Origin of the sequence: Enterobacter sp. JUb54 (genome assembly GCF_014298075.1) — a bacterium.
In the GTDB taxonomy this organism is placed as follows: Bacteria; Pseudomonadota; Gammaproteobacteria; order Enterobacterales; family Enterobacteriaceae; genus Klebsiella; species Klebsiella lignicola.
Window position 1 is genome coordinate 4,608,199 of the sequence record NZ_CP060418.1, and the last position, 13,130, is coordinate 4,621,328.

At 55.7% G+C, this 13,130-nt stretch carries 14 protein-coding genes; 10 read left to right on the forward strand and 4 right to left on the reverse strand.

The genetic code is table 11. The features are described 5' to 3' along the window. Positions 1-105: 105 nt before the first annotated feature. From rpsO to mtr, 6 genes are all read left to right on the forward strand, one after another. Positions 106-375: a 30S ribosomal protein S15 gene (gene rpsO, locus HF679_RS21330; protein ID WP_123756334.1), complete on the forward strand. Its 270-nt coding sequence runs from the start codon at positions 106-108 to the stop codon at positions 373-375. A gap of 241 nt (positions 376-616) precedes the next feature. Next, positions 617-2,752: a polyribonucleotide nucleotidyltransferase gene (gene pnp, locus HF679_RS21335; protein ID WP_123756335.1), complete on the forward strand. Its 2,136-nt coding sequence runs from the start codon at positions 617-619 to the stop codon at positions 2,750-2,752. Positions 2,753-2,860: 108 nt separating this feature from the next. Continuing rightward, positions 2,861-3,745: a lipoprotein NlpI gene (gene nlpI / locus HF679_RS21340; RefSeq protein WP_123756336.1), complete on the forward strand. Its 885-nt coding sequence runs from the start codon at positions 2,861-2,863 to the stop codon at positions 3,743-3,745. Between the two features lie 103 nt (positions 3,746-3,848). Further along, complete coding sequence (gene yrbN, locus HF679_RS21345) at positions 3,849-3,929, forward strand: protein YrbN (protein ID WP_099001532.1); 81 nt, start codon at positions 3,849-3,851, stop codon at positions 3,927-3,929. After that, positions 3,922-5,880 carry a DEAD/DEAH family ATP-dependent RNA helicase gene (locus HF679_RS21350; protein ID WP_123756337.1) on the forward strand — a complete coding sequence of 653 codons (1,959 nt, stop codon included), beginning with the start codon at positions 3,922-3,924 and terminating at the stop codon, positions 5,878-5,880. Before yrbN ends, HF679_RS21350 begins: the two co-directional genes overlap by 8 nt. Before the next feature lie 142 nt (positions 5,881-6,022). Beyond that, positions 6,023-7,267: a tryptophan permease gene (mtr, locus tag HF679_RS21355; RefSeq protein WP_187042362.1), complete on the forward strand. Its 1,245-nt coding sequence runs from the start codon at positions 6,023-6,025 to the stop codon at positions 7,265-7,267. Positions 7,268-7,319: 52 nt separating this feature from the next. Here mtr and HF679_RS21360 read toward each other — a convergent pair whose 3' ends face one another. From HF679_RS21360 to HF679_RS21370, 3 genes are all read right to left on the reverse strand, one after another. After that, on the reverse strand, positions 7,320-8,327 hold the full coding sequence (locus tag HF679_RS21360) for a luciferase-like monooxygenase (RefSeq protein ID WP_123756339.1): 1,008 nt from the start codon (positions 8,325-8,327) through the stop codon (positions 7,320-7,322). A gap of 142 nt (positions 8,328-8,469) precedes the next feature. Continuing rightward, positions 8,470-9,366: a U32 family peptidase gene (locus tag HF679_RS21365; protein ID WP_123756340.1), complete on the reverse strand. Its 897-nt coding sequence runs from the start codon at positions 9,364-9,366 to the stop codon at positions 8,470-8,472. Beyond that, positions 9,357-10,352, reverse strand: a complete 996-nt coding sequence (locus HF679_RS21370) for a peptidase U32 family protein (RefSeq protein ID WP_154144113.1) — start codon at positions 10,350-10,352, stop codon at positions 9,357-9,359. Before HF679_RS21370 ends, HF679_RS21365 begins: the two co-directional genes overlap by 10 nt. A gap of 223 nt (positions 10,353-10,575) precedes the next feature. On the opposite strand from HF679_RS21370, the gene HF679_RS21375 reads away from it, so the two are divergent. Both HF679_RS21375 and HF679_RS21380 read left to right on the forward strand, forming a co-directional pair. Further along, on the forward strand, positions 10,576-11,100 hold the full coding sequence (locus HF679_RS21375) for an SCP2 domain-containing protein (RefSeq protein WP_123756342.1): 525 nt from the start codon (positions 10,576-10,578) through the stop codon (positions 11,098-11,100). After that, on the forward strand, positions 11,094-11,597 hold the full coding sequence (locus tag HF679_RS21380; RefSeq protein WP_123756343.1) for a GNAT family N-acetyltransferase: 504 nt from the start codon (positions 11,094-11,096) through the stop codon (positions 11,595-11,597). The genes HF679_RS21375 and HF679_RS21380 overlap by 7 nt, the downstream gene beginning before the upstream one ends. Here HF679_RS21380 and HF679_RS21385 read toward each other — a convergent pair. Further along, a complete protein-coding gene (locus HF679_RS21385) occupies positions 11,584-11,868 on the reverse strand; it encodes a GIY-YIG nuclease family protein (protein WP_123756344.1) in 285 nt (94 codons plus the stop codon). The genes HF679_RS21380 and HF679_RS21385 overlap by 14 nt on opposite strands. Before the next feature lie 55 nt (positions 11,869-11,923). Between HF679_RS21385 and HF679_RS21390 the strand changes: the two genes are divergently transcribed. Together HF679_RS21390 and HF679_RS21395 are read left to right on the forward strand one after the other, a co-directional pair. Further along, a complete protein-coding gene (locus tag HF679_RS21390; protein WP_123756345.1) occupies positions 11,924-12,361 on the forward strand; it encodes a YhbP family protein in 438 nt (145 codons plus the stop codon). 93 nt (positions 12,362-12,454) lie between these two features. Continuing rightward, complete coding sequence (locus HF679_RS21395; protein WP_154144152.1) at positions 12,455-13,099, forward strand: NAD(P)H-binding protein; 645 nt, start codon at positions 12,455-12,457, stop codon at positions 13,097-13,099. Positions 13,100-13,130 lie beyond the last annotated feature (31 nt).

The window sequence follows — 13,130 nt, forward strand, 5'->3', positions numbered from 1 at the left end:
CCGCTTAACGTCCGCAAAAGTGTTTTAACATTTTCGGGTGTTACATCGGGGGTCGCTGAATTAGAGATCGGCACCCTTTCTTTCTTTTCAATTTGGAGTTTTAAAATGTCTCTAAGCGTTGAAGCTAAAGCAAAAATCGTTTCTGAGTTTGGTCGTGGCGAAAACGACAGCGGTTCTACCGAAGTTCAGGTTGCACTGCTGACTGCACAGATTAACCATCTGCAGGGTCACTTCTCCGAGCATAAAAAAGATCACCACAGCCGTCGTGGTCTGCTGCGCATGGTTTCCCAGCGTCGTAAACTGCTCGACTACCTGAAACGTAAAGATGTTGCACGTTACTCTGCGCTGATCGAGCGTCTGGGTCTGCGTCGCTAATTCTGCGAGTTTCAGAAGAAGGGGCCTCAGGGCCCCTTTTTTCGACCGGGCGGCAGCAATTCACTAAAAACTCATGTATTGTTGCTATTAATGATCTTTGTGCAGAGGTTCGCGCGGCTAATGAGAGGCTTGACCTGTAGAAACGGGTAAAGGTTGTCATTAGTCGCGAGGATGCAAAAGATCGGGTCAACGATGCTATGTCGTGGATATAGCGTCACCAATTGATATAAAGGATAGAATCTTGCTAAATCCGATCGTTCGTAAATTCCAGTACGGCCAACATACCGTCACCCTGGAAACCGGCATGATGGCTCGTCAGGCCAGTGCCGCCGTCATGGTGAGCATGGATGACACTGCGGTATTCGTTACCGTTGTTGGTCAGAAAAAAGCTAAACCAGGTCAGGACTTCTTCCCGCTGACCGTTAACTACCAGGAGCGTACCTACGCTGCCGGTAAAATCCCGGGTGGTTTCTTCCGTCGTGAAGGCCGTCCAAGCGAAGGCGAAACCCTGATCGCGCGTCTGATTGACCGCCCGGTTCGTCCGCTGTTCCCGGAAGGCTTCGTTAACGAAGTTCAGGTTATCGCTACCGTTGTTTCCGTTAACCCGCAGGTTAACCCGGATATCGTCGCCATGATTGGTGCTTCCGCGGCTCTGTCCCTGTCTGGTATCCCATTCAACGGTCCTATCGGTTCCGCACGTGTTGGCTACATCAACGACCAGTACGTACTGAACCCGACTCAGGATGAGCTGAAAGAAAGTAAGCTGGACCTGGTTGTTGCCGGTACCGAAGCTGCTGTACTGATGGTTGAATCCGAAGCAGAACTGCTGAGCGAAGACCAGATGCTGGGCGCCGTGGTCTTTGGCCATGAGCAGCAGCAGATTGTTATTCAGACCATCAACGACCTCGTGAAAGAAGCGGGCAAACCGCGTTGGGACTGGCAGCCTGAAGCCGTCAACGAAGCGCTGAACGCGCGCGTTGCTGCACTGGCTGAAGCTCGTCTGAGCGACGCTTACCGTATCACCGACAAGCAAGAGCGTTACGCGCAGATTGACGCGATCAAAGCTGAAGTCATCGCTACGCTGGTTGCAGAAGACGAAACCCTGGACGCTAACGAACTGGGTGAAATCCTGCACGCTATCGAGAAAAATGCTGTTCGTAGCCGCGTACTGGCAGGCGAACCGCGTATCGATGGTCGTGAAAAAGATATGATCCGTGGCCTGGACGTTCGTACCGGCGTACTGCCGCGTACTCACGGTTCTGCACTGTTCACCCGTGGCGAAACGCAGGCGCTGGTTACCGCGACCCTGGGTACTGCACGTGATGCACAGAACATCGATGAACTGATGGGCGAGCGTACTGACTCCTTCCTGTTCCACTACAACTTCCCTCCGTACTCCGTTGGTGAGACCGGCATGGTAGGTTCACCGAAGCGTCGTGAAATCGGTCACGGTCGTCTGGCTAAGCGCGGCGTGCTGGCCGTTATGCCGACCACTGAAGAATTCCCGTACACCGTACGTGTGGTTTCTGAAATCACCGAATCTAACGGTTCTTCTTCTATGGCTTCCGTGTGTGGTGCTTCTCTGGCGCTGATGGATGCTGGCGTGCCGGTGAAAGCCGCCGTTGCTGGTATCGCAATGGGCCTGGTAAAAGAAGGCGACAACTACGTTGTTCTGTCTGACATTCTGGGTGATGAAGACCACCTGGGTGATATGGACTTCAAAGTAGCGGGCTCCCGCGACGGTATCTCTGCACTGCAGATGGATATCAAAATTGAAGGTATCACCAAAGAGATCATGCAGGTTGCCCTGAACCAGGCTAAAGGTGCACGTCTGCACATCCTGGGTGTTATGGAGCAGGCGATTAACGCGCCGCGCGGCGATATCTCTGAATTCGCACCGCGTATCCACACCATCAAGATCAGCCCGGACAAGATCAAAGACGTTATCGGTAAAGGCGGTTCCGTTATCCGTGCGCTGACCGAAGAGACCGGCACCACCATCGAAATCGAAGATGACGGTACCGTGAAAATCGCAGCAACTGATGGCGACAAAGCACAGCACGCTATCCGTCGTATCGAAGAGATCACTGCTGAGATCGAAGTGGGCCGCGTCTACAATGGTAAAGTGACCCGTATCGTTGACTTTGGCGCATTCGTTGCCATCGGCGGCGGTAAAGAAGGTCTGGTGCATATTTCTCAGATCGCTGATAAGCGTGTAGAGAAAGTGACTGACTACCTGCAGATGGGTCAGGAAGTACCGGTTAAGGTACTGGAAGTTGACCGTCAGGGCCGTGTTCGTCTGAGCATTAAAGAAGCAGCTGAACAAACTCAGCCTGCCGCTGCACCGGAAGCTCCGGCTGCTGAGCAAGGCGAGTAAGATTGCCGTTTGCCCTCCGCTCTGGCGGAGGGCTTATTACGGGCAGGACGCCTTGTTTGCAGTCGGGGAACTGGACGTTCATCCAATCGTTGTCTTCGGGAGTGGGAAATGAAGCCTTTTTTGCGCTGGTGTTTCGTGGCGACAGCTCTCACGCTGGCAGGATGCAGCAACTCTGCCTGGCGTAAGGACGCAGTCCTCGCGGTGCCATTGCAACCGACTTTGCAGCAAGAAGTGATTCTGGCGCGCATGGAACAAATTCTTGCCAGTCGGGCTTTAACCGATGACGAACGCGCACAGCTTTTATATGAGCGCGGAGTGTTGTATGATAGTCTCGGTCTGAGGGCATTAGCGCGAAATGATTTTTCACAAGCGCTGGCAATCCGACCAGATATGCCTGAAGTATTCAATTACTTAGGCATTTATTTAACGCAGGCAGGCAATTTTGATGCTGCCTATGAAGCGTTTGATTCTGTACTTGAGCTTGATCCAACTTACAACTACGCGCACTTAAATCGCGGCATCGCTCTGTATTACGGCGGTCGTGCTAAGTTAGCGCAAGATGATCTGCTGGCGTTTTATCAAGACGATCCCAATGATCCTTTCCGTAGTCTGTGGCTTTACCTCGCTGAGCGCAAACTCGACGAGAAGCAGGCACTTGAAGCACTGAAACAGCGCTTCGATAAATCGGATAAAGAACAATGGGGATGGAACATTGTCGAGTTCTACCTTAACGATATTAGCGAAAAAACGCTGATGGATCGTTTGAAGGCAGACGCAACGGATAACACCTCGCTCGCTGAGCATCTCAGTGAAACCAACTTCTATTTAGGTAAGTACTACCTAAGTCTGGGGGACAGGGACAGCGCTACGGCACTGTTCAAACTGGCGGTCGCAAACAACGTTCACAACTACGTTGAGCACCGATACGCATTGTTGGAATTATCGCTCTTGGGCCAGGAGCAAGATGACCTGGCAGAATCGGACCAGCAATAGCTGACGAACACACATCAGCCCATTTTTTGTTTGCCATCACCTTTACGGGTGAGGGCGTTGTTGTTCGTTAATACACCTACTTTGAGCCGGTTCACACTTTTCAATGAAAATTACTCTAAATTTTCACGTTGAGTTATGTAGACTGGCCGCCATTAATTTTGAGGCACACGTACTACATGGCTGAATTCGAAACCACTTTTGCAGATCTGGGCCTGAAGGCTCCTATCCTTGAAGCCCTTAACGATCTGGGTTACGAAAAACCATCTCCGATCCAGGCTGAGTGCATTCCGCACCTGCTGGGCGGCCGCGACGTTCTGGGTATGGCCCAGACTGGTAGCGGTAAAACTGCAGCGTTCTCTTTACCGCTGCTGAACAACCTTGATCCTGAGCTCAAAGCACCGCAAATTCTGGTGCTGGCGCCGACCCGCGAACTGGCGGTACAGGTTGCTGAAGCGATGACGGAATTCTCTAAACATATGCGCGGCGTAAACGTGGTAGCCCTTTACGGCGGCCAGCGTTATGACGTGCAGCTGCGTGCACTGCGCCAGGGACCACAGATCGTCGTCGGTACCCCGGGTCGTCTGCTGGACCACCTGAAGCGCGGTACGCTGGATCTCTCTAAACTGAGCGGTCTGGTGCTGGATGAAGCTGACGAAATGCTGCGCATGGGCTTCATCGAAGACGTAGAAACAATTATGGCTCAGATCCCAGAAGGTCATCAGACCGCTCTGTTCTCTGCCACTATGCCGGAAGCGATCCGTCGTATTACCCGCCGCTTTATGAAAGAGCCGCAGGAAGTGCGCATCCAGTCCAGCGTAACTACTCGCCCGGACATCAGCCAGAGCTACTGGACTGCTTACGGTATGCGTAAAAACGAAGCGCTGGTGCGTTTCCTGGAAGCGGAAGATTTTGATGCGGCGATTATCTTCGTTCGTACCAAAAACGCGACCCTGGAAGTGGCAGAAGCGCTGGAGCGTAGCGGCTATAACAGCGCCGCGCTGAACGGTGACATGAACCAGTCCCTGCGTGAGCAGACTCTGGAACGTCTGAAAGATGGTCGTCTGGACATCCTGATTGCGACCGACGTTGCGGCTCGTGGCCTCGACGTTGAACGTATCAGCCTGGTTGTTAACTACGACATCCCGATGGACTCAGAATCTTACGTTCACCGTATCGGCCGTACCGGTCGTGCGGGTCGTGCTGGCCGTGCGCTGCTGTTCGTTGAGAACCGCGAACGCCGCCTGCTGCGTAACATCGAACGCACCATGAAGCTGACGATTCCAGAAGTAGAACTGCCGAACGCAGAGCTGCTGGGCAAACGCCGTCTGGAAAAATTCGCCGCGAAAATTCAGCAGCAGCTGGAAAGCAGCGATCTGGATCAGTACCGTGCGCTGCTGGCGAACATCAAGCCGTCCGCCGAAGGTGAAGAACTGGATATCGAAACTCTGGCCGCAGCACTGCTGAAAATGGCTCAGGGCGAGCGTCCGCTGATTCTGCCGCCGGATGCTCCGATGCGTCCTAAGCGTGAATTCCGCGATCGCGACGATCGTTTCGAACGTCGTAACGATCGTAATGACCGTGGCCCGCGTGGCGACCGTCCGGAACGTGGTGGTGAAGATCGTCCGAAGCGCGAGCGTCGTGACGTAGGTGATATGGAACTGTATCGCATTGAAGTGGGCCGTGATGATGGTGTTGAAGTTCGTCACATCGTTGGCGCTATCGCTAACGAAGGCGACATCAGCAGCCGTTACATCGGTAACATCAAGCTGTTTGGTACCCACTCCACTATCGAACTGCCGAAAGGCATGCCGGGCGAAGTTCTGCAGCACTTTACTCGCACCCGCATCCTGAACAAGCCGATGAACATGCAGCTGCTGGGCGATGCTCAGCCGCGTCCGGACCGTGGCGGCGAGCGTCGTGGCGGTGGTGAACGTCGCGAAGGCGGTCGTGCATTCGGTGGCGAGCGTCGTGAAGGCGGCCGTAATTTCAGCGGTGAGCGTCGCGAAGGTGGCCGTGGTGATGGTCGTCGTTTCAGCGGCGAACGTCGTGAAGGTCGCGCACCGCGTCGTGATGATGCAGCTGCACCGCGCCGTGATGATTCCGCTGGTCGTCGTCGTTTCGGTGGCGATGCGTAATTAGCGCACTCCGCTAGCGTAAAGTAAATAATACAGCCCCGATCGTGATGATTGGGGCTTTTTTTATTCCTTTTGTACTCGTGTACTGGTACAGTGCTTCGCGTTAATAACTAAAAGCATGATTGACTGGAGATTGCGTTAAATGGCGACACTTACCACTACGGCAACCCGACCGTCCCTGTTTGGCGGCGTGGTGATTATCGGCGGGACCATTATTGGCGCAGGAATGTTTTCGCTGCCGGTGGTTATGTCCGGTGCGTGGTTCTTCTGGTCGCTGGCCGCTCTGGTCTTCACCTGGTTCTGTATGCTGCACTCCGGGCTGATGATTCTGGAAGCGAACCTGAACTACCGCATTGGTTCCAGTTTTGACACCATCACCAAAGACCTGCTCGGCAAAGGCTGGAACCTGATTAATGGGCTTTCCATTGCCTTCGTCCTTTATATCCTGACCTACGCCTACATTTCGGCCAGCGGTTCGATCCTGCACCATACGTTTTCTGAACTTTCGCTAGACGTGCCGGCGCGGGCGGCGGGCTTTGGCTTTGCGCTGCTGGTCGCTTTTATCGTCTGGTTGAGCACCAAAGCGGTGAGCCGGATGACGGCGATTGTGTTGGGCGCAAAGGTCATCACCTTTTTCCTGACCTTTGGCAGCCTGCTGGGGCATGTTGAACCGACCACGCTGTTTAACGTCGCTGAAAAAAATGCCTCCTACACGCCGTACCTGCTGATGACGCTGCCGTTTTGCCTGGCGTCATTTGGCTATCACGGTAATGTGCCGAGTCTGATGAAGTATTACGGCAAGGATCCGCGCACCATCGTCCGTTGTCTGGTATACGGCACGCTGCTGGCGCTGGGGCTGTATGTCATCTGGTTACTGGTGACAATGGGCAATATTCCGCGCCCGGAGTTTGTGGGTATCGCGCAGAAAGGCGGTAACATTGATGTGCTGGTGCAGGCGCTGAGCGGCGTGCTCAACAGCCGTAGCCTGGACCTGTTGCTGGTCGTGTTTTCAAACTTCGCGGTTGCCAGTTCATTCCTCGGAGTGACGCTGGGCCTGTTTGACTATCTGGCCGATCTGTTTGGTTTTGATGATTCGGCTCTGGGACGCTTTAAAACGGCGCTGCTGACCTTCGTTCCACCGATGATCGGCGGCCTGCTGCAGCCTGACGGTTTTCTGTATGCCATCGGTTATGCCGGGTTAGCGGCGACCATCTGGGCGGCGATTGTGCCGGCGCTGCTGGCCCGCGCATCACGTAAGCGCTTCGGTAGCCCACAGTTTCGCGTCTGGGGTGGAATGCCGATGATTGTGCTGATTCTGCTGTTCGGTGCCGGAAACGTGGTGGTCCATTTCTTATCGAGCTTTAACATCCTGCCTGTTTATCAATAATTTCAACGCTTCCCGGTTGGTATTCATCCCAGCCGGGAAGCGGAAACAGACATTAACCCAGCAATTCCTCTTTCACCTGCATCGCTAACTCAAACGAATGCAACCGCGCCTGATGATCGAAGATCTGGCCGTTCACCATCAGCTCGTCGGCCTGGGTATCACGCAATACAGACTCCAGCCCGTGGCGAATCTTGGTTTTGTCCCCGACCAGCGACATGCTCAGCGCCTGCTGCACGCCGTACTGCTCAGAAGCGGACCACAGCTGGTGCATATTCTCCACCGGCGGTGGTAGCTGGCCGGTTTCGCCGCGGCGCAGTTTCACAAACGCCTGCTGCATCGAGGTAAACAGGAATTCCGCATCACGATTGCTGTCGGCGGCGATGATATTAATGCATACCATGGCATACGGTTGGGCTAACCGCGCGGACGGCTTGAACTGGGTCCGGTAGAGATGCAGGGCCTGCAACAGCATGTCCGGCGCGAAGTGTGAGGCGAAGGCAAAAGGTAGTCCAAGCTGCGCTGCCAGCTGGGCGCTGTACAGGCTGGAACCGAGCAGCCACACCGGGATCTTTTCCCCGTAGCCGGGCACCGGGCGCACGTGCGGATTAGGATCGCGGGCATCAAACCAGTCCACCAGAGCGGCAACATCGCGCGGGAAATTGTCGACATCTCCGCTCATGTGGCGGCGCAACGCGCGCATTGTCGGCTGGTCGCTGCCCGGCGCGCGGCCGAGCCCAAGGTCAATTCGTCCGGGATAGAGCGTATTCAGGGTGCCAAACTGCTCGGCAATCACCAGCGGCGCGTGGTTGGGCAGCATGACGCCACCGGAACCCAGGTGCAGCGTGGTGGTGTTGGCGGCAAGATAGCCGATAAGCACCGAGGTTGCGGCGCTGGCGATCCCGACCATATTGTGGTGCTCCGCCAGCCAGTAGCGGTAATAGCCGCGTTTTTCAGCCAGCTGCGCCAGGTCTAAAGAGTGGGAGAAGGCTTCTCGCGCAGAGGCTCCTTGCGGGATCGGCGCCAGATCGAGCACCGAGAACGGAATAGATTTGTCAGTCATAAAGGCTCACTTTGTTACAGCATCGTCATCAGATTGAAGGTCTTATTCCAGCCTGGCGCATTCAGCATGCGCCGGCCAGAAAAGCTGCAGCGTTAATACTGCATGAAAAAACGAGACGTGTTGTTAACAAAGTGAGCTATTTTCAGGATTGCAGTTCCAGCCCGGCCAGTCGCTTCCAGTAACCGTTACAATCGCTGTTGGCGATAAGCGGCAGCGGTGCGCCGCCATTTTCATTGGCGCGGAAGGCGTCCAGCATGGCAAAGGTCTCATTGCCAAGCGGCGACAGACGTACCATATCGACCAGCCCCTGCATCGATGCCAGCTCGTTACCAAGGTTGTACACATAGCCGCTCATGGTCTGGATACCGTTCAGGACGAAGACCTGCTGATTCTCCTGCGACAGCACGTTACGCCCGTTGGGGTACTTGATGCAGCAGGTTTCGCATTCGTCTTTCGGACGGTCTTCGGAACGGGCGGTAAAGCAGCGGGCGGAGTAGGCCAGCGGCAGATGGCCGTAGCTCAGCACTTCCACTTCAAACCGATCGCGGATCCCCAGTTCTTCACACTGCGTGAGCAGGTTCACCAGCCAGTCGCGGGAAAGTTCAACCGGCATGCACCAACGCACCATTCCCTGTTTTTGCAGTAAACGCAGGGTGACGGCGTTATAGCAGTTGAGCGCATGACCGGCGACAAACGGCAGTCGACGTTCGGCGCACATATTCACCACGCCCAGGTCGCTGGCTTCGATCAGAAATTCGCCATTATCGACATAGCGCTTCAGCTCGCCTAACTCAGAAGAGGCCTGAACAAGCGCGAGGGTTGAGATCACCACCTGCTTGCCGCTGCCGGCCAGGGTTTTCGCCATCTCAAGCCAGTCGCCCACTTTGGTGGCTCGACGTTTACTGCATACCGCTTCGCCCAGATAGATGGTATCGGCGCTGGAGCTGGCTGCCTGCTGGTAAAAATCGTCCAGCGTCTCTTTTGACCAGTAGTAAAGCACCGGCCCTAACGAATATTTCATCACGTTTCTCACTGCCATTTACGGTGGTAGGCGCCAAGAGTGGTTTGCGTCCCTTCAGACATCGCGCCGAGCGTCTCCATCCACGCGGACTGCGGGATAAAGTGCTGCGGGTCGGCTTTGCAGCGATCGATCGCCTGACGCCAGACTTTCGCGACCTGGGTGACGTAGGCGGGGCTGCGCTGACGGCCTTCAATTTTCACCGACGCAATATTTGCCGCCATCAGTTCCGGCAGCAGCTCCAGCGTATTCAGGCTGGTTGGCTCTTCCAGCGCATGATAGCGCTCGCCATCCACCAGATACCGGCCTTTGCACAGCGTCGGGTAGCCAGCGTTTTCCCCATCCTGATAACGGTCAATCAGGACTTCGTTCAGGCGCGACTCCAGCCCCTGGGGCGTTTGTTGCCAGCGAACGAAGCGCGCAGGCGAACAGGCGCCGACGGTATTTGGCGATTCGCCCGTCAGGTAAGAGGAGAGGTAGCAACGGCCTTCCGCCATGATGCACAGGCTACCGAAGGCGAAAACCTCCAGCGGAACCGGCGTGGTGCGCGCCAGCTGCTTCACCTGATGGATCGAGAGTACCCGTGGCAATACCACCCGGGCGACGTCGAAATTACGGTGATAGAAGCGCACCGCCTCTTCGTTAGTGGCCGAAGCCTGCACCGAAACGTGGCGCTCAATATGCGGATAGCGCTCGGCGGCGTACTCCAGCATCGCGATGTCGGCCAGAATTAAGGCGTCAGCACCCAGCTGGGCCGCCATGTCTACCGCACGCTGCCAACGGACGTAGCCGTCAGGGTGAGCAAAAGTATTGATCGCAATATGCAGTTTACGACGATGCTGATGAACAAAGCTGACGGCTTCCTGCAGTTTCTTTTCGGTGAAATTCAGACCGGCAAAGTGGCGGGCGTTGGTGTCATCTTTCAGCCCAATATAGACGGCATCGGCACCGTTTTCGATGGCCGCCTTAAGTGCCGGAAGATTACCGGCTGGGCAGAGCAGCTCCATAATTTTTCCTGGAAAAATGCGGCCCGGAGGGACGCTAATTAGGGTTAATGAGCAGGGATTTTAGTTAACCTTCTGGTGACAATTCTTGATTTGAGGCAGTTAAAAGCGTATTGACGGATTCAATAATAGGAACCTGTCGACGCGATTTTGTTGATTTACGCCGCTATGTCGTTTATTTGATATGGCACAATAGTGGAACGATTGCTTTCATGGAGTAAGGCTTGTGTTGGATAAATTGCGTTCCCGGCTGGTCCACTTTGGCCCGTCTTTACTGAGCGTGCCGGTTAAGCTGGCGCCTTTTGCCCTCAAGCGTCAGGTGCTGGAGCAGGTGTTAAGCTGGCAGTTCCGTCAGGCACTGGAAGATGGCGAGCTGGATTTTCTCGAAGGCCGCTGGTTAAGTATTAATGTGCGTGATATCGGTTTGCTGTGGTATACCTCGGTAAGCGACGGGCGGCTGGTGGTGAGCTCAATGGCGCAAGCCGACGTGAGCTTCAGCGCCGATGCCAGCGATCTGCTGATGATTGCCGCGCGTAAACAGGATCCGGATACGCTGTTTTTCCAGCGTCGACTGGTGATTGAAGGCGATACCGAGCTGGGGCTGTATGTAAAAAACCTGATGGATGCCATCGAGCTGGAGCAGATGCCGAAAGCGCTACGCGTAATGCTGCTGCAAATGGCGGACTTTGTTGAAGCTGGGCTAAGCAGCCCGCAGAAACCTGAACAGACATCGGTAGGTGAGGCATGCTGATTCGAGTTGAAATTGGGATTGATGCACCGGGAATCGACGCCTTATTGCGTCGTACGTTTGGCAACGAGGCTGAAGCGCAGCTGGTGCACGATTTACGGGAAGACGGCCTGATCACGCTCGGCGTGGTCGCGACCGACGATGAAGGGCAGGTTATCGGCTATGTTGCCTTCAGCCCGGTCACTGTCGAAGGCGAAGAGCTGCAATGGGTCGGTCTGGCCCCGCTGGCGGTGGACGAAAACTACCGCGGACAGGGTATCGGCAGCCAGCTGGTTTACGAAGGGCTGGATTCCCTGAATGAATTTAGCTACGCCGCCGTCGTCACATTAGGCGACCCGGCCTTGTATGGCCGCCTGGGCTTTGAGCCGGCAGCCCGTTTCGATCTGCGTTGCCGCTGGCCGGATAGCGCCGAGGCATTTCAGGTTCGCCCTCTGGCCGAAGACGCGCTGGAAGGTGTGCATGGCCTGGTGGAGTACAGCGACCACTTCAATCGCTTCTGAGACTCTCCAGCAGGGTCTCGAAAGAACCATCTCCGGCAACGAGGCGCTCTTTCTGGCGCTTCGTTAGCTGCTTGATGCGGTACTCGAGCCGTAGTGCAAGTGAGTGTTCACCAACTTCCTGGCTAAACGCCAGCTGCAGCGCCCCTTTTCCCCGCAATGCCTTCGCCCCTTTACCCTCCTGATGCTGGCAAAAACGGCGTGAGACATCGGTCGTAATCCCGGTATAGAGACGATTATCGGCGGTACGTATCAAATAAAGAAACCAGCACACGGCAGTGAGATCGGTATGTTAAGGTGGGTGCACCATAGCATACTGGAGAGTAAAGATGGATACGCTTGCTGCTATCGGCCGCTGGCTGAGCAAACAGCACGTTATTACCTGGTGTGTGGCCAGCGAGGGCGAATTGTGGTGCGCCAACGCGTTTTACGTGTATGACTCAGAACGCGTTGCCTTTTATCTCCTGAGCGATGATAACACCCGACACGGGCGGATGAGCGGCCCTCGAGCGCAGGTTGCCGGTACCGTGAATGGCCAGCCGAAAACCGTCGCCCGGATCCGTGGCGTCCAGTTCAAAGGTGAAATCCGCCGCCTCTCTGGCGACGAGGAAGCGGCGATGCGCAAGCGCTATGTCAGCCGTTTTCCGGTGGCCAGAATGCTGCCCGCGCCGGTCTGGGAAATCCGTCCCGATGAGCTTAAATTTACCGATAACACCCTGGGTTTTGGCACCAAACTGCACTGGCTACGCGACGCTGAAAGCGCGTAAAAGCCGGCGCCAGGCGTGCAGAATCTCATACTGCCTGCATACTGTGGTGAGAGCGGCTGCCGCCGCGGCAGGGTGATTTTTTCTGGAGGTATGATGAGTCGGGTCTTGATTACCGGGGCGACCGGGTTAGTTGGTGGGCACTTACTTCGAATGTTGAGGCAGGCGCCGGGCATCACGGCAATCACCGCCGCAACCCGCCGTCCGCTGGCGGATGCCGCAGGGGTGTTCAATCCTCACGACCCGCAGCTGAGCGATGCGCTGGCGCTGGTGGTCGATCCAATCGATATCGTGTTCTGCTGTCTGGGCACCACGCGGCGGGATGCGGGCAGCAAAGCCGCGTTTGTTCAGGCGGACTACACGCTGGTGGTGGATACGGCGTTGACGGGCCTGCGCCTTGGCGCAAAGCATATGCTGGTGGTCAGCGCGATGGGCGCCAATGCGCATTCGATGTTTTTCTACAACCGGGTTAAAGGTGAGATGGAAGCGGCGTTGCGCGCGCAGCCGTGGCAGCAGCTGACGATCCTGCGTCCCTCGATGCTGCTGGGTGAACGCGAAAAAACCAGGGCCAACGAAGCGCTGCTGGCGCCGTTGTTCAGCCTGTTGCCAGGGAACTGGAAATCGATCCGCGCCCGGGATGTGGCCCAGGCGATGCTGAGCGAAGCGCTTGCGCCCGCGCGGGAGGGCGTCACGATTCTGCCCTCGGCAAAACTGCGTGAAATTGCGGCCAGCGAAGCGTAGTATTCTGCGCTTCACTTTATCACCACATTTT

Coding starts and splice junctions, on each gene's coding strand:
- rpsO (WP_123756334.1), top strand. CDS start 106: ATGTCTCTAAGCGTTGAAGCTAAAGCAAAAATCGTTTCTGAGTTTGGT.
- nlpI (WP_123756336.1), top strand. CDS start 2,861: ATGAAGCCTTTTTTGCGCTGGTGTTTCGTGGCGACAGCTCTCACGCTG.
- yrbN (WP_099001532.1), top strand. CDS start 3,849: ATGAAAATTACTCTAAATTTTCACGTTGAGTTATGTAGACTGGCCGCC.
- HF679_RS21350 (WP_123756337.1), top strand. CDS start 3,922: ATGGCTGAATTCGAAACCACTTTTGCAGATCTGGGCCTGAAGGCTCCT.
- mtr (WP_187042362.1), top strand. CDS start 6,023: ATGGCGACACTTACCACTACGGCAACCCGACCGTCCCTGTTTGGCGGC.
- HF679_RS21360 (WP_123756339.1), bottom strand. CDS start 8,327: ATGACTGACAAATCTATTCCGTTCTCGGTGCTCGATCTGGCGCCGATC.
- HF679_RS21365 (WP_123756340.1), bottom strand. CDS start 9,366: ATGGCAGTGAGAAACGTGATGAAATATTCGTTAGGGCCGGTGCTTTAC.
- HF679_RS21370 (WP_154144113.1), bottom strand. CDS start 10,352: ATGGAGCTGCTCTGCCCAGCCGGTAATCTTCCGGCACTTAAGGCGGCC.
- HF679_RS21380 (WP_123756343.1), top strand. CDS start 11,094: ATGCTGATTCGAGTTGAAATTGGGATTGATGCACCGGGAATCGACGCC.
- HF679_RS21390 (WP_123756345.1), top strand. CDS start 11,924: ATGGATACGCTTGCTGCTATCGGCCGCTGGCTGAGCAAACAGCACGTT.
- HF679_RS21395 (WP_154144152.1), top strand. CDS start 12,455: ATGAGTCGGGTCTTGATTACCGGGGCGACCGGGTTAGTTGGTGGGCAC.